General features: G+C 47.4%; 17 protein-coding genes. 1 reads left to right on the top strand and 16 read right to left on the bottom strand.

Translation table 11 applies throughout. The annotated features are described in order from the left end of the window. Positions 1–142: 142 nt before the first annotated feature. The 8 genes from SD70_RS11855 to SD70_RS11815 all read right to left on the bottom strand — a co-directional run bounded on the left by SD70_RS11855 (position 143) and on the right by SD70_RS11815 (position 7,517). Complete coding sequence (locus SD70_RS11855; protein WP_041047769.1) at positions 143–1,267, bottom strand: helix-turn-helix transcriptional regulator; 1,125 nt, start codon at positions 1,265–1,267, stop codon at positions 143–145. A gap of 35 nt (positions 1,268–1,302) precedes the next feature. After that, positions 1,303–1,749, bottom strand: coding sequence for a response regulator (locus SD70_RS11850; RefSeq protein WP_197081012.1), 447 nt, complete (start codon positions 1,747–1,749; stop codon positions 1,303–1,305). After that, on the bottom strand, positions 1,721–2,926 hold the full coding sequence (locus SD70_RS11845) for a sensor histidine kinase (RefSeq protein WP_156157991.1): 1,206 nt from the start codon (positions 2,924–2,926) through the stop codon (positions 1,721–1,723). Before SD70_RS11845 ends, SD70_RS11850 begins: the two co-directional genes overlap by 29 nt. A gap of 62 nt (positions 2,927–2,988) precedes the next feature. Beyond that, positions 2,989–3,525, bottom strand: a complete 537-nt coding sequence (locus SD70_RS11840) for a hypothetical protein (RefSeq protein WP_041047766.1) — start codon at positions 3,523–3,525, stop codon at positions 2,989–2,991. A gap of 118 nt (positions 3,526–3,643) precedes the next feature. Beyond that, positions 3,644–5,002, bottom strand: coding sequence for an ABC transporter substrate-binding protein (locus SD70_RS11835; RefSeq protein ID WP_041047765.1), 1,359 nt, complete (start codon positions 5,000–5,002; stop codon positions 3,644–3,646). 67 nt (positions 5,003–5,069) lie between these two features. Beyond that, entirely contained in the window at positions 5,070–5,858 is a 789-nt protein-coding gene (locus SD70_RS11830) for a carbohydrate ABC transporter permease (RefSeq protein WP_052487328.1), read from the bottom strand. Positions 5,859–5,918: 60 nt separating this feature from the next. Further along, positions 5,919–6,806, bottom strand: coding sequence for a carbohydrate ABC transporter permease (locus SD70_RS11825; protein ID WP_041047763.1), 888 nt, complete (start codon positions 6,804–6,806; stop codon positions 5,919–5,921). 360 nt (positions 6,807–7,166) lie between these two features. Then, positions 7,167–7,517 (bottom strand): hypothetical protein, encoded by a 351-nt coding sequence (locus SD70_RS11815; protein ID WP_041047761.1) that lies wholly within the window; start codon positions 7,515–7,517, stop codon positions 7,167–7,169. Between the two features lie 215 nt (positions 7,518–7,732). Here SD70_RS11815 and SD70_RS11810 point away from each other — a divergent pair, with 215 nt between their 5' ends. After that, positions 7,733–8,617, top strand: coding sequence for an AraC family transcriptional regulator (locus SD70_RS11810; protein WP_156157989.1), 885 nt, complete (start codon positions 7,733–7,735; stop codon positions 8,615–8,617). 82 nt (positions 8,618–8,699) lie between these two features. On the opposite strand, the gene SD70_RS11805 is transcribed toward SD70_RS11810, so the two are convergent. From SD70_RS11805 to SD70_RS33200, 8 genes are all read right to left on the bottom strand, one after another. Beyond that, positions 8,700–10,823, bottom strand: a complete 2,124-nt coding sequence (locus SD70_RS11805; RefSeq protein WP_052487325.1) for a glycoside hydrolase family 3 protein — start codon at positions 10,821–10,823, stop codon at positions 8,700–8,702. A 211-nt stretch (positions 10,824–11,034) separates the two neighbouring features. Then, positions 11,035–12,351: a Gfo/Idh/MocA family protein gene (locus SD70_RS11800; protein ID WP_052487324.1), complete on the bottom strand. Its 1,317-nt coding sequence runs from the start codon at positions 12,349–12,351 to the stop codon at positions 11,035–11,037. A gap of 24 nt (positions 12,352–12,375) precedes the next feature. Further along, a complete protein-coding gene (locus SD70_RS11795) occupies positions 12,376–13,890 on the bottom strand; it encodes an extracellular solute-binding protein (RefSeq protein WP_197081011.1) in 1,515 nt (504 codons plus the stop codon). 70 nt (positions 13,891–13,960) lie between these two features. Next, positions 13,961–14,821 carry a carbohydrate ABC transporter permease gene (locus tag SD70_RS11790; RefSeq protein ID WP_041047758.1) on the bottom strand — a complete coding sequence of 287 codons (861 nt, stop codon included), beginning with the start codon at positions 14,819–14,821 and terminating at the stop codon, positions 13,961–13,963. 31 nt (positions 14,822–14,852) lie between these two features. Continuing rightward, on the bottom strand, positions 14,853–15,755 hold the full coding sequence (locus tag SD70_RS11785) for an ABC transporter permease (protein ID WP_041047757.1): 903 nt from the start codon (positions 15,753–15,755) through the stop codon (positions 14,853–14,855). A gap of 143 nt (positions 15,756–15,898) precedes the next feature. Then, positions 15,899–16,954 (bottom strand): response regulator, encoded by a 1,056-nt coding sequence (locus tag SD70_RS11780; RefSeq protein WP_041047756.1) that lies wholly within the window; start codon positions 16,952–16,954, stop codon positions 15,899–15,901. Further along, on the bottom strand, positions 16,932–18,665 hold the full coding sequence (locus SD70_RS11775) for a sensor histidine kinase (RefSeq protein WP_197081010.1): 1,734 nt from the start codon (positions 18,663–18,665) through the stop codon (positions 16,932–16,934). Before SD70_RS11775 ends, SD70_RS11780 begins: the two co-directional genes overlap by 23 nt. Positions 18,666–19,081: 416 nt before the next feature. Continuing rightward, positions 19,082–20,509 (bottom strand): carbohydrate binding domain-containing protein, encoded by a 1,428-nt coding sequence (locus SD70_RS33200; RefSeq protein ID WP_082053281.1) that lies wholly within the window; start codon positions 20,507–20,509, stop codon positions 19,082–19,084. Between the last annotated feature and the right edge of the window lie 179 nt (positions 20,510–20,688).

The following is a 20,688-nucleotide window of genomic DNA, read 5'->3' as shown; positions in this document are numbered from 1 at the left end:
CTCACGATGGACACCCTTGCTCTTGGCTAGTGGTTGGCCACTACAAGCCCCCACAGCGGACTTTCACCGCCTAGTTAATCGCCATGCGTGGCGCACTAAAAAAGCCCGCTGCCGAGGCAGCGGGCCGAAATTTCCATATCCCCTATTTCAGCTTGCGGTAATGTACAGGGGACATCCCGGCAAACGATTTAAACACCTTAATAAAATAGCTGGTATTGTCATAGCCGAGCATAGCGGCGATTTGATCGATACTTTTTTCCGTTTGCAATAAATACTGCTGCGCTTGCTCCATTTTGACCCGGGTAACGAATTCGATAAACGTCTCTCCCGTTTCCACCTTGAAAATACGGCTAAAGTGGCTTGCATTCAAATGGAGCTTGCGGGCAACTTCATCCAAACCAATTTTGTGCGCCATATGCGTGCGCACGTATTTTTTCGCTTCGACGATTTCGCATCTTTGGCTTTCGAGCGCCGTACGAATGACGTACTCCATTTTTTCAGCAAGAAATGCCCGAACGTAGGCAAACAGCTCGTCCAGCGATTCCAGCTCGAGAAGCGTTTGATGAAGCATTTCGGCCGAATAAGCGTTTGGAAAATGCTGCTGCGAACGATATTTCAGATCAATATCGGACAAAAGCTTGATCGTAAAGCCACGGATTTCCTCCGCTTTATAACGGCGGCTTTCAAACCGCTCTTTCCATTTCGCCAAAGCGCCGTCGACCTTGTCCGACGCGCCTTCCGCGAGATGATGCTTGAGCTCGTCCGACACTTCCGAATAATATTTGTAAATATCTTCATCCGCGGCCTGGAAAGGCTGCCACCTGTAGAGACTTCCTTCTTTGGCGTAAAACCGCAGGTCCTTGCTTTCCGCCATTTCCTTCAAATGCTTCTTGAGGTCTTGGGGGCTGCTTGAAGGCTCCGAGACCATGAACGATACGGTGATTTTTACGTATTTATTGATGTCCGCTTGCGCCGCTCTGAGCCGCTCGGCAATATCGTCCCGAGCCGGACGCCTCGAATTCGAGCGCAGGGGAAGCAGCAGGAATATTTCGTTCATGCCGAATCGCAGGCTGACGCCAAGCCCGCTCGCATCGATAATCTCGCTAATCGCATTTTCCAACGTATACATAAACAATTCATCCGATAGAAACCGCTGTTTCATTCGGCGATATTGATTGGCGTAGCCATACACGGGTAAATATGCATGCTTCGCAAGATCGATTCCAAATTGCCGCGCTGCGGCCAGCCACCGCTCCGGATCGGTCATCGGCTCCGTAAGCGTAGTGCGGATGAAGTTTTCTTTCAGCAGCGAGTTGCTTTGATCGACGAGCGATTTGAGCTGCTCCTGCCTAGCTTCGACGCATGCTCCTCTTCCAGCTGCTGCCGCACCTTCTCCAGCAGCTCGATCATCGTTTCCGGCTGCATCGTTTCTTTCAGAATATAATCGTTGACGTTCAGCTTGACAGCTTGCTGCGCGAAATGAAATTCGTCATGACAGGATAAAATAATGACCTTCAAATGAGGATGAAGCCGCTTCGCCTCGCGGATAAGTTCAAGCCCGTCCATGACCGGCATCCCGATGTCCGTTATAAGGATATGAGGCATGTCCCGCCGGCAGTGCGCAAGCGCCTCTTCGCCATTCTTTCGCAATCCTGCCACCGTCATGCCGAGCGATCTCCACGGGATCATTTGCTCTAGAGAGTCAAGCACAGGGTAATTATCATCCACCATCAGCACTTTCCACGGCACGCTTCTCGCCCCCATTCGGTATAAACAAATAAATGACGGTGCCTTTCCCCAGCTCGCTCTTCATGTCCATTCGGAATCGGTCGCCATATATGATGGTTAACCTCTCATATACGTTGAACAAACCGAATCCGGACATGCCTTGGTTCGTCTCCGGACGAGCCGCGGAATTTTCCACCCCGCCCTGCAGCCGCTGCCTGAGCTCCGCCACCGTAGCTTCGGCCATTCCGCCCCCGTCGTCTTCGACCGCGATCACGAGCAGCTTATCCTCTTTCCACGCCCGGATCCGAATGTTTCCCGCGTACTGCCGCAGGCCGTGAATAATCGCATTTTCAATCATCGGCTGCAAAATGAAACGCGGCACCAGTTCATGCAGCGTTTCAGAGCTCAAATCGATCTCATAGCGGAACGCATCCTTCGAAGTGAAATTCATTAAGTTCATGTATTGTTTAACAAGCTCCACTTCTTCCTGCAAGGATATGAATTCCCGGTTATTTATAAAAGTCATGCGCAGCAAATGAGACAAGGAGCTGATCACGTCGGCGTTCTCCCGGTCTCCCCGCAGCATGATGCGCAGACGAACGGCATTCAAAATGTTGAATAAAAAATGCGGGTTGATTTGCGCCTGCAGCATGGCAAGCTCCGCTTTTCTTTTCAATTCCTGCTCGTAAGTAATTTGCCGGACCATCGTCTCGATGCTGTCCAGCATGTTGTCGAACGATCTGCCCAGCTTCACGAATTCGTTGGAGCCGGTAATGTGAGACCGGATGGACAAATTGCCCGCTTCAATGCTGGCCGCGACTTGAACCAGACGCAAAATCGGCTTCGTGAACTGGCGCAGTAAATAAATGAGAATGACTAGGAACAGGGCGACAAAACCGATTTCAATCAAAAAGTTGGAACGGAATATCTCGTATACTTGCGATGTCGCGGCCTCGTAAGGTGTGAGGCTGACGAGCATCCATCCTGTCAGCGGCAGCATTTTCTTGACTACGATTTGCTCCTCGCCGCCGACGTTGCGGATTAATGAAGCTACCGGCTTGTTGATTTCCTCAAAGTGCGCGTAAGTTTGCCCGATATCGTTCAGTCCGGACAAAATGACTCCGTCCGCGGAAAGCAGCATCATATTCTGGCTTTGGCTGTACTCCTCGATGATGGCGCGAAGCTGCAATTCATTCACGCTGACGATCACATAAGCATACGGCTTATAAGACGAATCCCTGAGTGTTCGAGCGATCGTGATCAGGTATGGGCTTGTCTCCTTCTCCGACTTGATATACGTAGCTGCACGCCGATCCAATACGTTTCGAACGTATCCAGCCGGTCCATCTGCGCAAACCACGCCTCGCGTCTGAATTGATTCGGGTTGTAATCGTAATTGCTGTAATTGCTGTAATAGCCGCCCTCCGACAGAAGTATCGATACATAAACTCCCGGTTTATCGGAAGTAAGCTGATCCAGCTTTTTTTGGATCGACAGCTGCTCCAGAATGCCTTTGTTGCCTTGCGACGGATTTTTCAGAACGGCGACCATTTCCGTATCAAATTGAATATTGTTGGTAATTCTGATCAAATTGTTCATGTTGTTCGTTATATAAGCTTGCGCCACCTGCAGCGACTCCGATGCGGTATTCTCGGCCCGATCTTGAATCAGCTTGGTGGTGAAGGCGCTCGAGATCATCATGATCCCCGCGGCGGGAACGACTAAACAGAGCAGAGAAGATACCATGATCCGTTTTCTCAAAGTGGATTTCGCTATAAAATCAGTCATCCATTTCATCGTGAGCACCGCTTCCTATCCGCATTGCGAACAGCTTAAACCATAAAAACAAGGAAATCAACGGTCTTTAGCAGCGCTAAAAAGACCGTTGACGGATGAACCTGCGTATGGCCGAGCTTTATTTCTTGCTGTTTTTTTGGATAAGATCCTGAATTTTTTGCGATGCATTTTTGAGAGTGGTATCCAAATCCTGTTCGCCGAGCAGGAATTTATCCGTTTCGTTGGCGTACGCTTTATCCGCTTCGTCCTGATAGGCAGGCGGGATGTACAGCTTTTGCGGAATCGAGTTCTGCATCGTATAGAGCAGCGATTCCTTGTCGATCATGTCCGGCGTCTTCGAGCTGGCGATCAAGGTGTCCATCACTTTGTTCAGGTCCGCTTTTTTCCAGGAAGGAATGTATTTTCCCTGCAGCTGAATGCCTTCCGTCGTATACCAGCGGACAAATTCATACGCTTCCTGCTTATGCGTCGACCTCGCATATACCCCCATCAGGTCGCCGCCGATGTACGTCGTTGTCGGATCGTTCTTATTCACTTTCGGATACGGCGCAAATACCGTTTTGAACGTGGCAGGCAGCTTGTCCGTACCGCCGGCTTCGGGAATCATATAATCGCCCGTTAAAATCATGGCTGCCTTTTGGCTGAAATATTGCGGGCGGTAGCTGAGCTTCTGACTGATCGTCTCCGCATACGGCGTTGCCGATTTGTCGACCTGCTCCGCTTGCTTGCGGATTTCCAGCGACTTCTTGATCAGCGGGTTATCCATGTTGGAGGTGCCGTCGGCTTTGACCAGGTTCGGATTATCCATTTGATTATTCAGGGCCATTATCGTATACAGCGGGAACGTATAGAAGAACGTGCCGAACCGCTTGCTCGCGCCTTCGCCTTTCGTCAGCTTTTTGGCATAGTCCAGAAACTCGTCCCACGTCCAATCTTTCGGAACCGGCAAATTCGCTTCATCCAAAGCGCTCTTGTTCAGCATCACGAAGAACGTCGCCTTCTTTGCCGGAAGCGCATAAACTTTGCCTCCGATGGCCGGGTCGGACGTATATTCGTCGCTGACTTTGTAGCCGTCCTTGGCGATATAGGAATCGAGCGGCTCCATCATGTTAAGACCTACACGCTGTGCATATTGCGTTGGGGCACTGAACATCACCACATCGATTTGGTCGCCGGAGGCGGCGGCAAGATCGAGCTTCTTCAAGTATTCCGTGCTGTTGTTGTCGCCGGCCGTCACCGCTTCGACATTGATATTCGGATATTTATCATGGAACGCTTTAAATACCGCATCCCAATTGTCCTGCTTGACGTTGTACCACATATGCAGCTTTAAAGTCACAGGAGCCGCAGCGCCTTTGGCAGCGGATGATTCCCCCGTCTTGGCGGCTTGCCGGCTGCCTTCATTACCGCCGCATGCGCTTAACAATCCCGCCATCATCGCCGTTATACTGACTCCAAGTGCAATTTTTTTCAACATATATTTCATCCCCTTAGTTGTTATTCATTCGATCGAGATTAACAGCTATCAAGCCGATGCCGTTACATCATCCCTTCACACCTCCCATAGAGATCCCCTCGATGACGTTCTTCTGGCCGATAATGAATATAAGGAGAAGCGGTACGATGGCGGAAACCGCCGCAGCCATAATCAATGAGTAAAACTCGCCGTTGACGTCGGCAAATTTGCGGATACCGAGCTGCAGCGTAAACAACGACTCCGATCGCAGAAAAATGAGCGGATTCTGGTAATCGTTCCAGGTCCAAATAAAGCGCAAAATAGCGTAGGTCGCGATCGCCGGCCGGACGAGCGGGACGGCGATGCCGGTAAAGATGCGGAAATGTCCCGCGCCGTCGATTCGCGCCGATTCGATATAATCGTTATGAATGCCCAGGAAAAACTGGCGCAGCAGAAAGGTGCCGATGACGCTGAAGCAGTTGAGAAGAATAAGACCGGCGTGGTTGTCAAACAACCCGAGCCAGCGGTACAGCAAAAATTGCGGCACGAGAATCGCCTGGCTCGGCACCATGAAAGTAACCAGCACGAGCAGAAACCATGCTTCCCGTCCTTTGAACCTGACCTTCGAGAATCCATAGGCTGCCATGCTGGACACCATGATGGAGATGGCCGTCGTCAGTACAGTGACTTTGATCGAGTTCCAATAATAGTGAGCGAACGGAAAATCTCCGGCCCATACCATTTTATAATTTTCAACGGCATGCCACGTCTTGGGAATCCACTGGATCGGATACGTAAACACATCGAGCTCCGGCTTCATGGAAGCGGACAACATCCATAGAAAGGGGAGCAAGAACAAAACGCCGATTGCCCCCATGACGACGGTACTTACGATTTTGACAGGCTGGCTGGTTCGCAACGGTCATTTCCCCTTTCGTTAATAGTTCACCCATTTTTTTTGCCCGGCCCATTGCAGGAACGTCAGGAATAAAACGAAGATCAGCAGGAATACGGCCATAGCGGAAGCGTAGCCCGTTTTCAAATGGATAAACGCCGTTTGGTACAAATCGTATACGATGACCGACGTTGAATTGGCGGGTCCCCCGCCGGTCAGCACGGCAATGAGATCGAACACCTTAAACGTCCCGATGATGCCTGTAACGAGCAGGAAGAACGAGGTCGGCGACAGCATCGGCAGCGTCACATTGCGGAATTTGTGCCAGACGCCGGCACCGTCAATATCCGCGGCTTCATACAAGTCCCGCGGAATATTTTGCAGCGCCGCGATATAAATAATGAGGTTGAAGCCGATCTGCATCCATACCATGATCATCATGACCGAAACGAGCGAATAATGGGTGTCCGCGAGCCATTTGGGCACATTCTGAACGCCAATGGACTGGAGAAAATGATTCACCGGACCGTAGCTCGGATGCAGCAGCACCTGCCATACCGCCGCTACCGCAACTACGCTGGAAATGTAGGGCATAAAGTAAATGACCTTGAATACATCTTTCCAGTACACTTTGTTGTTCAAGATCACGGCCAGGAGCAGGGAAAGCAGCATCGTAACGGGCACGACGGCAAGTAAAACGATATTGTTTCCGAACGACTTCAGAAACACATCGTCGTGGAACAGCGTTACAAAATTTTGCAAGCCGACGAATTTCATTTGCGAAAGCCCGCTCACAAAGTTCCAATTCACAAGGCTGAGCAATATTCCTGCCATCATCGGAATAACGGTAAGCACCATAATCCCGATCAGCAGCGGCCCGATAAAGATATACCCCGAAACCGTTTCCAACCACCTTTTTTGCGTGACCATGTCATCAACTCCTATCCTGATGTCGATTGCCGTCGAGAGGGACCCTGTTGTTTGTATTCTGAATTTTAGTCAACAACGTCAAATAAAGCATCCAATTTTTTTTGCGACTCTTGAAATATTTTTTCTGAGCAAAAATTTTTCCAGAGTCGCAAAAATCGTTGGATGCGCCGCGGGTCGCCGTCTCCGGCGTCGGCATCGTAAACGGCACCTGTGACGTTTGTTACTTGCTTTTAGTGCGCTCAAGGCATAAACCGAAAAGGAAGAGAACCACTCATTAAAGAGAGAGCATGGAAAAACGAATATGGAAAATGGGTCGCTGTCGTTAGCAGCGACCCATTTTTTTCACATTGTTTACGGAAGTTAGGATCTACCCACGAGTTGGTTTGCCGTGTTTATATAGAACCATCTTACACATTCAAACGCGTGCCACACAGCAGCTTCATTAATCATTTTAAGAAGAAGTTCTTCTTCCTGATCCACTAGATTGATATGTTTGTCCAGTGTGTCCCTAATTCCGCTAATAATATCACGGATGGAGTCTATATATGGGAAATAATCGATTAACAACTCTTCCGCCCTTGCGCTTCCTTTATTTATGATCGACATCGCCTCGTCTTCTGAAATTTGATAGCTTTCTTTCAATAGATCTTTAATTCCGTCCAATAAATCGGAGTATTCGTCCTCTTTTAGCATGCCTAAAGTTAAAGTCATTCTATACCCACCCCCAAATGCGTGTGGTCCTTATTCTTTTGTAAATTGACGAATACTTGAAGGGTTGGCGATGTTTCCACCAGCACAATATCGTATAATTAGATTGTATGAACAATGCAATCATAGCTTATTTTTTGGCCAAAAAGTTATATTCTTCAGTTACAAAATATCACTCAGTTGACATCTTAAATAAATATGATGGATGGTGATGATTGTTGGAACATACCAAGCAAATGGATAAACGCGCAAAAGCGTTTCATGTCCTAAAAAATATGGAGATACAACTTCTATATAGAAAAGTATCCACAAAATCTCCTCTTATCTATTACCATTATCACAAAGGGATCGAGGTATTATTTGTCCATCAAGGTAAAGGAAAGCTGACCCTCAACCGCAAGATCTACAATTTAGACGCAGGATGTGTAGTTATTTTACAACCCTTCCAGCTGCACCGTATCCAATTTGATGCCGATGATCAATGCCCTTACATACGATCGGTTTTGACCTTTGAACCCTCCATCGTTGCACCTTATCTTAAAAGCTTTCCTGCGCTATCCAGTTTTTTTGTGCAGGTGTGGAAGGAACAACTATCCGATCAGGTTTTCCGTGATAAGCGCACCTCGCCTTATATCATAGGAATTCTTGAACGATTCAACGACTTGATTTCGGAGTGGAACGAGAAGGATGGAGATCTTGAGACTGCGTCTATGTTGATTCTCAACATTTTAGATTATCTAAACTCACTGCATCATGGAGGATTTGGAGGAGTCGCACGTCCGGAGAGCCATGCTGAAAAAATAATGAATTGGGTCGAGGAGCATTATACTGAACCTTTTGATTTGATTGAATTGGCAAAGGAACTTCATCTTTCCAAGCATCATGTCTCTCGATTATTTCGGACCGATACAGGAGTGAGCATCACCGAATATGTGATCGCGCGAAGAATAAGACAAGCTTGTTGGTTATTAAAAACAGAATCAAAATCTATAGAACAGATCGGTTCGTTAGTTGGAATACCTAATTTCCCCTACTTTTGCCGTATTTTCAAAAAGATAACGGGCTTGACTCCAATTCAGTACCGAAAAAGCCACTTGAATTAAACGGATCTTCTGCGTTTCTTTAGCAATAAAAACATGAAAAGTCCATGTTTCGTTGCTGCTACGCAACAAAACATGGACTTTTTTAATAGGTCAATCCATGACCAAGTTTGTAGATATTGCCATCGCTATCTTTATAGGCATATTCGAGCCCTTCAGGCATGTATTTGTCCTTGTCATAACCCGGTACATCGTTTCTAGACACACATTTACCGTTTTCATCGACCGCAATAACCGCTTCGCTTGCCGGCAATGTCAATGGCAAAACGCCCACAGGCCGGTAATTGCCCGCCATCACTTCAAACTGTGCCTTATAGAATGTATCGTATCCGGCGATCAAGGCATCTGCCAACGGTTCAACATTTGCAAGAATCCACGGCAAAATCACATTGACACTCACAATGACTTTTCCCCCGCGAATATGAACGCTATCAGCAACTTCCTTCAGATGATGCATACCGTTCAAAGTCGTTTCTTCGTACATAGCCCCATCCAAAGCGGTTAATGTTTTTTTCTCGCATATTTCAAGCTCTAAAAGCCCCGGTGTCGCAGTGAAATAAGCTCCGGATTTGGGATGCAGAATCAAAATGGCGATGTCGGCTTCTTCAACCTTCTCCGTCAACGTAAATTGTCCAAGCTCTTGACATTCCTTCCTTGCCCTTTCCGTATAAGAAGCCGCGCGCTCCGGTTCCTTATGGAAAACCTCCACATAAATCTTCTTGCCTGTAAGCGTGTCAGGGGTTAAAGGCAATGTCCGATCGGAATTTTTAAGAACGGTTACCGACTTTTTATGTGCTTCATAAGCAGCGTCCCAGTTTGCTGGATTGCTTACCACGGCAGTTGCATGTTCCGGAGACACATACGTACGATCATCAAATAGACCTAGCGTAAACATTTCTGTAAGGAGCCGCACATTGGCCTCATCAATACGTTTTTCACTGATCCATCCATTTTGGATCGCTAACTTCAGATTTTCAACATCATTTGTATCGGCAACCAAATCCGTGCCTGCATTAATGGCTTTAGCAAAACGTTCAGCTTCGCTCAAATGCTCAACGCCCCAGCACATCTTATTCGTGACGCCGCTGTCGCTATTGATGTAGCCCTTGAACCCTAGTTTCTCTCTAAGAATATGTTGTATGAAATAATGATTGAAGGTAAATCCAACTTCTTCAAAAGGAATATCTTCCCCCTCGAATTGTTGAACTACACTTTTTTTGATACTTGGGATCGAATAATACGGCATCATGGATGAAGTACCGTGTTCTACCGCTGCCCGAAACGGCGGCAGGTGATAGGTTTCCAAGCTTCCCGGCGTTGGGTATAAATTCCATTTACCTTCTTCATAGTGGGGATCAAATCCATTTTCCCTTGCGCCTCCGCCAGGAAAATGCTTCGTCGTCAATGCAATACTGTGATTTCCCAGGGTCTCTCCCTGAAAGCCGTCAATGATGCGGCCGATGGCATCGGCTATAAACTCCGGATCTTCCCCGAACGTACCGTACGTCCGTTGCCATCTAGGATCTGTGGCCACATCGGCCATATACATATAACCTTTTCTTATTCCTGTAGCATCCCACTCGTCATGGGCGATTTGGGCAAATTGGCTGATCAGTGACGAATCACCGCCATTTTTTATATCTCCTTTAGCTGCTGCAGCAAGCCCTAAAGTTCCCGGCCAAGTGGAAAAAATCCCGGCTGCATCGTTCATCCCAAAGACGGCTTCCGCATTTTCGTTTCTTGAATTCGATGCTATTAAACAGGGAATTCCTAGCCGCGTCCCCTCACATACTTCATTCATGGTATTAATCCACTCTGCCATTTGAGCAGGACTCCAATTGTCTCTATGAATGAAGTGGCGCAAATGCATGTTTTCAATCGTATGCGTTGTTCCCCATATTTTTGAAGCGGCAAAAATATTTTCGCCCTTTTCAACGATAGCTTCATCCAGCACACCGTCATGGCTTGTCTTACTCTTATCTTTTTGAGAAAGCCCCATTTGTCGGTAGTGGATCAGCATCATACCCACTTTTTCATCGAGATTCATCAATGAGACCAAATTCTCCGCACGTTCTGTGGGACTTAAACGCCAATCTTCATAAGGCTCTAACTTCCCGCTATTATTCAGATCTTTAAACTTTAACCCGTCCACTTCAATTATGTTCTTTACTCTGACTTCCAAATTCGGTTGTTTATGACGATGCTCCAATTGAATCCCTCCTCTAAAGAAAGAAATGTTTTGTTGCTGCCAAGTTTGTATTCTGAATTGTAGTCAACAACGTCAAATAAAGCATCCAAATTTTTTTGCATCTCTTGAAATATTTTTTCTAAGGGATGTACGACGTAAAAAGGGCTGCTCCTTCGCCTTGACCTAGGAACAGCCCCTATATTAGTTTAATGACCATATGCCTTCAATGCAGTCAAACAAACGATTGAATCCCGCCGATTTCTACCGTTCTGGTCTCCAAACGGGAGCGTTCGGCGGCGAAGCCGATTTGGTGCCCGTAAATCGATTTTTCCAGTGAAGTGCAGGAAATCGAAGGTTCATTCCCTTGAAGAACTCTTACGAAATCCTCAACCAGCAGCAAATCTCCGCCGCCATGGCTGTCATCCGTGACGTTAACCGATACTCGTCTCTCCGAGTATTCGTGCCCTTTTCGCGGATCGGGATGTCTTACTGTAAAGCTGCCGTCTTCCAAAACGCCTGTGACTTCTCCTTTCGTGCCGACGATGTGGATGGTACGGCACGCTCTGGATGTTGCCCCAACCATATTGTGCGTTGCCGTAGATCCGTCCTCGAATTCGACAATCACCGATTGGTGGTCCACTACATCATTATCGCAATGCCATACGCATCGTCCATACGGATTGTCTGTACGAAGCGATTCTAATTTTTGATCATGGCTCAATTCCGCACCCAGATGGGTATTTTCCCATACATAGAAGCCCCACCGCCCCTGATCAATATAATGTTTTCGCGCCGAGTACGGACATTGTTCTTCGATTGCGCAATCCGCCAAGCAGCGGGTGCCCGCCCCTTGCGGGGCATTCGCCGGCTTAAACTGCATCAGGCTTCCGAAGCTGCTTACTTTTTTGGGCGCGGATCCGGCCATCCAGCTTAAAATATCTAAATCGTGACAGCATTTGGCCATCAGCATGGAAGATTTGCACTTTTCCTGAGAATTCCACTTGCCTCGAATGAAGGATACCGCCATATGGTGATAGCTTACATGCTCGGCCGTCTGAATATTGACGATGTCCCCGATTTCCCCTGATCCGACGACTTCGCGAATCGCTCGGTAAAACGGCGCGTATCGCAATACATGGCAAATCATCACGGTTCGTCCAGCTTTTTCGGCGGTGCGATAAAGCTCCATCATGTTCTCTTCCGACGTAGCAATCGGCTTTTCCAGAAGGACGTCATAACCCGCCTCAAGAAGAGGAATCGTCGTTTTCACGTGGAGGTCGTCCATCGTGCCGTTAATTACCGCATCCGCAATAGGGGGCTTGTCAGCCAGCTCGTCTACCGAGGAGAAGCAGCGATCTTCCTCCAAGCCAAACCGTTCCGCCGTCATTTTGCGCCGAACGGGATCAGGCTCCACGACGCCCGCCACCCGAAGCTTGTCCGGATGGTGCTGGGCATAAGAAGCATAGAGCAAGCTGCGATGCCCCGCCCCCACAATGACTACCGTTACCGGCCGGTTTTCCTTCCCGTATGGGGTACGACTCTGGTCCATCGTATAATTCCTCCGCTATCCCGACTATTTTTTATGTCTTGCGTTATACCATTCGGTGGCTTCTTTAATCACTTGATCGCCGCCGCGTTTTTTCCAATCTTCAACGAACTTGTCAAAGCTGTCGAGCGGTTCCTTGCCCGTAACAATCTTGGCCGCCGTCTCCATCCAAAGGTTGTTTTTCCCCAGTTCCGGTCTTGAAAGCAGTGTGGGCGGCAGCGGCATATCCAGACCGTCGCTTTCCCGGCCTTCGTTTTTTGCCACCTTCAACCCGTTCAAAATGAGATCCGAATCCTTGCGGCCCTTCATAAATTCCTCATTGGCCAAATAGGAAGGGCCGATCAACCGCAAAAACATGAGATGCATATTTTCCTTGTTAATGTCATCTACCGTTTTTGCATATTTGTACTGAATCTTGCCGTTCTCTACCGTATAATCTTCACCTTCCAGGCCGTAATCCAGAAACTTCTGGGCTTCGTCGGTGAAGTACCACTCCAGGAACTTCAGAGCCTCTTCGGGATGCTTGTTCGATTTCGGAATTGCCCATACGTTGCCGACAGGGGAAGCTAACCCCATACCGCCTTTGCCGTCCGGGCCGGTTGGAGCCGGAATATTGATGAGCTGCGCATTCGGATCGGCTTGTCTGACCTCCGACTGCCATTTATCGGGATAACTGGGGTCGTGAGCCCACATGCCTACTCTGGCGGCTCCTTTGATTTTGGCATCCCAGTCTTTTCCTTGCTGCACCAAAAATTCGTTGTCCAAGAGCTGATCCTGATACAGCTTGCGATATACGCCGAGCGCTTGCTTCATTTGCGGCCGGATAAAGTTGGGCACAAGCTGATTGTTTTCATATTTCCAACCGTCCGGAACCACATCGTAAGCTCCAAAAAACTCGTCGGTAAACGCGAAATTTTGACGTCCCGACATTGGAATCTCATCCTGCTTTCCGTTGCCGTTGGGGTCTTGTTCTTTGAAAGCTTTTAACATCGCTACGTACTCGTCGATTGTTTTAGGCACCTGCAAGTGAAGTTTGTCCAGCCAATCTTTCCGCACGTACACGACGTTGTTTCGTACGTAATTCTCGCCCGGAATCGCATAAATTTTTCCGTTTTCGCTGATCATGGACGAATCCCATAATTGCTGCGGAATTTTCTTCAGCAAATTGGGGGCGTATTTTTCAAGCAGATCGTTCAGTTCGTAAAACGCACCGTTTTTTACGGCAGGTGCCGCTTCAGTCGAATTGATTCCATTGATCTGCAAAATGTCCGGCAGATCTCCCGCCGCCAGCATCAAATTAAGCTTTTGCGTAAACTCCTGGTGCGGGATCAGTTCGATATTTACGTTAGTCTTGGACAATTCCCGGAGTTTTTTTACATACTTGTCGTCATTAATGTTGGATGACCCCTCTACATAAGGCAGCCCTCTCGTTTCAATCGCGATTTTGACGACAGGCGTCTCCGCAGTCTTCGCCCCATTCTTGTTGGTGCCCGAACCGGTTTGCTGGGAGCAGCCGGCAAGGATACCGATTGCCGCAACCATACATAGGGCTCGTCTAAAAATGATGTTCTTCATGCAAACTCTCCCTTCTCATAATGGAATTATATGAAACTTACCCTTTAACCGATCCAAGCATAGCCCCTTTAATAAAATGCTTCTGGATCAATGGGTAAATCACCAACACGGGTAAGGTGGCAACAATAATTGTCGCCATCTTGATTCCTTCCACCGACTGCATCGTCATTTGCACGCTTTGCATGACATTCGTCGCATCGCTGGCGATGAGCAATTGACGCAGCTTGACTTGCAGCGGATAAAGACCGGGGTCGCGCAAATACATAATTGCGGAGAAATACCCATTCCAATGGCCAACTGCATAGAACAGCCCGACCGTGGTCAAAGATGGCATGGACAACGGGAGCACAATGCTCCAATACGTCCGGTATTCTCCGCTTCCGTCGATTCGGGCGGCCTCGATCAATCCTTCCGGAATCGCTTGAAAAAACGATACCATGATGATTAAGTTAAAAGCGCTGATTAGGCCCGGTATGATTAAAGCCCATAAGGTATTCAGCATGCCTAGCGACTTGATAAGCAAATACGATGGAATGATCGGAGCCGGAAAGATCATCGTAAACAGAACAAGGAGAATGAAGAAAGTTCGTCCCTTCAGCTCTTTTCTGGCTAAGCCGTATGCCATCAGGGAAGTGAACAGCAAATCGATCAGAGTTCCGACAACCGTAAGAAAAATAGTCACGCTGAACGATTTCCAAATGGCCGCGTTATTGAAAACGGACTCATAATTGGATAATGTGAATTCTACGGGAAATACCGTTACTCGGCCTTGCAAGATCGCATTTCCGCCGCTGAAGGATCCCGCTAATATGTTGACGAACGGCAGCAGCATGACCAGTCCGACAATCGTAAGGAATATATAATTGATGGAAATAAACCACTGTCTCGATGCATGCATCCTAATCACGGAAGGAGCACCTCCTTTTCAATCAGTAGAGCGAATTGCCGGTCAGTTTTTTGCTGATCTGGTTGGCTCCGACAATAAGAATCAAACCCACTACGGATTTGAACATGCCGATTGCCGTTGTATAGCTGAATTGCGAACCAAGCAATCCGACATCATAAATGTAGGTGTCGATAATGTCACCCGTTTCTTTGACAAGAGGGTTCAACAAGATGTAAATTTGCTCAAAGCCCAAATCCAGGAAGTTGCCGATTCTTAGGAGAAGCAGCACCATAATGGTAGGCAATAAGGCCGGAAGTGTAATGCTGATTACCTGCCGGAACTTGCCGGCCCCATCCACCTCCGCAGCCTCGTAAAGCTCCGGATTGACATTTGCAAGCGCTGCCAAATAAATGATAGTTCCCCACCCTATTTCTTTCCATATTCCGGAAACGACAATGATGCTGCGGAAAAATTGGGGCTCCTGCAAAAAGAAAATTTTCTGAAACCCGAAAGAACTCAGCATACTATTCACGATCCCGTAATTGGGAGACAACGCATTGATGACCAAGCCGCCAACAATGACCCATGAAAGGAAGTGAGGCAAATAAATGACTGTCTGGATGGTTCGTTTGAACACCATCTTCCGTACTTCGTTTAAAAGAATCGCCAATACGATCGGCGCGGGAAATCCGAAGACTAGTTGATATAGACTGATCAAAATCGTATTTCGCAAGATTCGATAAAATTCGGGGTACATAAACAAATTTACAAAGTGTTTGAATCCGACAAACTTGCTGCCCAAGACTCCTGAAAATACATTGTAATCCTGAAAAGCGATGATGCTGCCGGCAATCGGAATATATCGGAATAAAATAAAAAACAGCAGGCCCGGCAAAATCATCGAATAGATCGGCCAATGCTTCCAAAGATAATGTTTTCTAGCCATTTAAACTCCTCCTCCCGTTAGTTCTTTGGACTTTTCCATCGTAATCTCCAGCGGGCCTATCCGTATATGATTTTTCTTCGAAAAACTGTCGTTTTTTCTGCAACTTCATTTGAATAAAAAGAACCTTGAGCAAGCTCAAGGCTCTAATCAAGGCCCATTCTACTTCTGTAATCTTTGGGAGTGTACCCGAAATATTTTTTGAATGTTCTGGTGAAATGAGGATAATCATTATATCCAACCTCGCGGGCGACTTCATACGTTTTGCTGTTCAGGTTCAGGAGAAGCTCCTTGGCTTTTTCCATGCGAAGGCCTGTTAAGTATTGAACAAAACTTTTTCCCATGAAATCCTTGAAGGATTGGCTTGCATACGATAACGACATGTTCATCCGGTCCGCGATCGTTTGCAAGGAAAGCTCTTCGTCCATGTAATGCTGCTCAATGTAAGCCGCAGCCCATTTAATAGTTTGAAATGAGCCATGATTGCGCCTGACTCGTACCTCCTTCAAATGCTCCATAACGCCGTTTTCCAGCCGCCGCCATGCATCCTCCGGATCGGACACTTCGTTAAACCACGTGAACTCGGCATTTCGTATCGCATCTGGATCATAGGTTTCCAGCTCTTTCTGGATAAACAGCAGCAGCTCAAAACAGAGGTGATTGGAAAAAGGCTGCGGCAATCCAAGCTCCACATATTGTAAATTGGCGTCAGCCAGCACATTCCGAATTCCATTCTCGTCAAGATCCCATATGAACCTGGCGATCTGGTTTCCGATTCTTTTGCAATACAATGACCAATTGCTTTGATCCAACAGCAACTTTTGCCGCAAATCCAGCCTTTCCCGTACAGTCCGCAGCATATTGTCCATCTGCTCCGGCCGAACCGGTTTGAGCAAGTAATCCGTTACGTTGGAGCGGAGGGCCTTTCTCGCATATTCAAACTCTCCGAAACCGGAAAGAATGACGATCTCGCAAGGCAGCCCGCGGAGTCGGCATTCCTGAATGAGCTCAAGTCCATCCATTACCGGCATGCTAATATCGGTAACAATCAGATCAGGCTGCGTCTGCAAGGCAACTTCCAACGCTTCCTGCCCGTCTTCGGCCTCACCCACGACCATGAAGCCATACTCGCTTTCGGAGATCATTTTGTGCAGGCTCTTTTTGATCATAAATTCATCGTCAACGATTAGCGCTTTGTACATATATATGTTCTCCCGATTTGGATGTATTTTGGGCATCATAGGGCAGCAACATCTGGATGTTCGTTCCGTGTTCTCCGGATTGCAGTATTTGCAGGCCATAGGGCTCTCCAAATAATAGGCGGGTTCGTTGATGCACATTCAAAAGTCCAATTTTCGTTAATTCATCTTTGTGTTTCTCATCCTCGAGGTCTTTGCCTTCGTAATTCTGAAACAATCGGTTATAATCTTCCTTGGTTTGGGCTTCCATTCCTTTACCTTTGTCAATAATCCGAAGCAAATAGCCGGTTTCTCTCCATTCGCCGAAAATTCCGATATAAACCGGCTTCAGTCGATGCCTTTCATAGCCATGCCGAAAGCAATTCTCGACAAGAGGCTGTAGTGACAATCGTACGGCCAGGATTTGAGAAACCGCTTTCTGATCGACATTCATCTCAATTTGCAAGTACGGAAAGCGTTCTTTTTGGATTTCCAAGTACGTTTGCACATGTATCAGCTCAACTTGAAGCGGGATGACCTGCATCGCGTCGCTGATACTAAAGCGGAACAAATCAGCCAGCCCCGTAGCCATTCTGCTGATTGGCCTGATCCCTTCCACTAGAGCGTAGGAGCTGATCATTTCCAAAGTGTTGTACAAGAAATGCGGATTGATCTGGGATTGAAGAGCTTTCAAGGTGGACTCCCTCTGCTTGATGACCAGTTCTCTCTCCCTTATTTGCGACGTATGTACTTCTTCAATCAACCTTCGTAATTCGCGCACCATTTTATTAAATCCCCGATACAGATTGCCCATTTCGTATCCCCGGTGTTCCGGCGCTTGGACATTGAGATTGCCGTTTTCCGCCTGTCTCATAAGCCGCTGTAATTTGGAAAGCGCATTCGTAAGAGTAAGGGAGAAGCCTCCAATCACTAGAATCACAAGAAGCACGAGGATGAGTACCCCCCATAAGGTTGCATTACGCAACAATAGAAGGTCTCCGGTTAATTCATGAATCGGAACCTGGGATACGATTGTCCAATCGGTATAGGGGGATCTGTTGAAGACCACTAAATCTTTAATGCTATCGTCAGTACGGATAAAGGTACCGCTAGTACGATTTTGAATTTGCGCGGCATACCAATCGGGGACTGCAGTACCCCATTTTGACTTTTCCGGATGGTAAATGATTTGCCCCGCAGTGTCGGCGATCCATAAAAATCCATTTTCGCCAAGCTTAATATCGCCTACAATTTTTGAAATTTCGTTTAATCGAATATTGATGATTAAAACGCCGGATGTCCGATACGTAGCAGCATCATGAAATTTGCGGATAATCGTTAGAAGCGGCGTATTGCCATTCCAACGGAGTCCTACGACGGAATAGTTTTTACCCGGCATGTTCAAATAAGCCTCATAGTTCTCCTCTATCGAAGATGAACCCGAACTGGAAACCGAAAGCCCCTTGCTCGAATAAATGATAAACGAGTAAATTTCCGGACGGCTAAAAACCATTTGCTGCAAAAGCTCTTCTTGAATCTTTCTCGTCAGCTCAAAGCGTTCGTAGGTTTGCTCAGGAGTTAATTTCATAAAATCGCGGATTAACGGATGGGTGATGAGCGGAAACGTCGTCCGTTCCAAATCGAGAAAGTATGCATCTAAATGCCTGTTGGCTTGTTTTAAAATTTGCTCTTGAAAATCTGTGGCCGAATGTTCGATGGATAAAGTCGACCTCACATACCATAAGACTCCAAACACAAGAAAGGGAATGCATACAAAAAAAACAAACAAGGTAATTAACTTCGTGCGTATGGTTATTTTCCTCATTTTGTTGAAGTTCCTTTCGTATGATTGTACCATTATCCTCAAATCGGTATGGGAATGAATTCAAATTGAACCGCTCGAATTGTTTGGAAGGGCTTTCGTTTTGAATTCTTGTCGTTTCTAAAATCAATTATGCTCGTTATCAAGCTCCATTACAAATAGCATTATAGAAATTCTATCACCTTATTTATCCATGCTGGAGAAATTGAGAGTCAAACCTCTCCACCGATTTTTCCGTACTCTGTGCTCCTCTCAAACATTCCGCCAACAGTCAGTCGAAGAGAAAAGGCCGCCATTTGGCGGCCTTCCAGATAATAACTTTATAGCAATTACCAATATGAAGTATAAACAGGAGCACTGTTTGGATTCAATTCTGGTACATCCAGGGCTCCGTCGGTACCGCCTGGGCCCTCGTCATAATAATCTTCATATGCTAGTTTGCCTGCCGAGCTCAAGCTGTTGAACAACGACCACATTTTCTCGATATAAAATGGATTGTCATTACCATGATGCGAATCTCCGTGGTATAATCCCCATTCGGGGAAGCTGACTTTCTTGCCATGCGAGGCGGCAAAATCGACCCAATGCTGGATTCCATAAGTTCCACCCATATGATAAGTATCCCACGCCGATTGGGTCAACGCCGGTTCCCACATGTCGTACTCGTCGATTCCAATGTAATCGACATAGCTGTCGCCTGGATACACTTGTGCCGGGTCTCCGCCGCCAGCACCTTTCAAACCGTCCCCGCGGTTTACATTCCAATCGATCTTGACGTCCGGGTCCGTTTGCCGAATACTCGTAACGACCTGCTTAAAGCATGCTACCCAATCGGTCATATTCGAAGTTGTCACTGCGTGGTTGTACCAATTGCCGTTAAACTCCCAACCAAGTCGGATGATGGCGTTTCCTTGGTGGTGAGAGACCAGGTTGGTGCCGAACGTATTCCAGTAGGAATTGTAGCTGCCTGCCGCGCAAGCCGCGAAATTGGAGACGTTGTCCTCCGGAAAGAACGGAACAGCCAGCACAAGCTGGTATGGTTTCCCGTCCCATGCGGCCACTTGGGTGGAGTTCGTGATTTGGGACCAATTGGAACGGTACACAAAGTCGGTCACCATATCCACAGGCCGTCCGCGCCAATTTTCAAAGTCGTTGATTTTGGTGGGATCGCTAGTTGCTCCTGTTTTGAATACGCCGGAGCCCCAGTTCATTGCGCTGCGATAAATCGGGTAATTGACAATCGCGAAAGGGGCTTTGACGCCGCTCCATGCGGTATTGCTGCTGCCCAGCTCAAAATCGCCGTTCACGAGCAAGTTGCTGCCGGACGCTTCTCCGAAAAATACGTCATCGATGTATACGGTAGCGGGGATGCTGCCTTGGTATACATCCTGTATTTGCGCATGATACACTCCTGCACCACTGGCGGGCACGGTATACGTCGCGGTGAACTGCTGCCAATCGGCTGAAGCAGTAAATTTCTGATAGACGACCGAAGAGCTCCAGTCTCCTTTTTGCAGCACAAGCGCGATCGTTCCGGCGCCTCTAATCCATGCCTTGTATTGATACGTTTTACCGGCTTCCAGCGTCACATTCTGATTCGGCCCTCCGTACGTCGGGGTTCCGGACATGGAAGCGACCATCACCCAACTGCCTCCGTGTACATTGGTAGAGGCGGAGGCGGTCGTAGAACTGACGATAAGAAGTCCTAACAACAGGCTACAGATTGCAGCCAAACCGAAAAATTTTCTTTTCTTCATCAAATTACCTCCTTTACTATCTTGATATGAATATCTTAAAGCCACAAATATGTGGACTTTTCAATGCCTCGCCTCCCCCCAGACCGTTGACTCTACTTGCGGCTTTAATTCAATATCGGTACAGTTTGGCGGAGAGGCATGACATGAAAAGGGCCATACCTCTCCCCTCGCGTTTGAAG

Origin of the sequence: Gordoniibacillus kamchatkensis, from assembly GCF_000829455.1 — a bacterium.
GTDB classification, from domain to species: Bacteria; Bacillota; Bacilli; order Paenibacillales; family NBRC-103111; genus Gordoniibacillus; species Gordoniibacillus kamchatkensis.
This window is presented reverse-complemented; position numbering and strand designations above follow the sequence as displayed.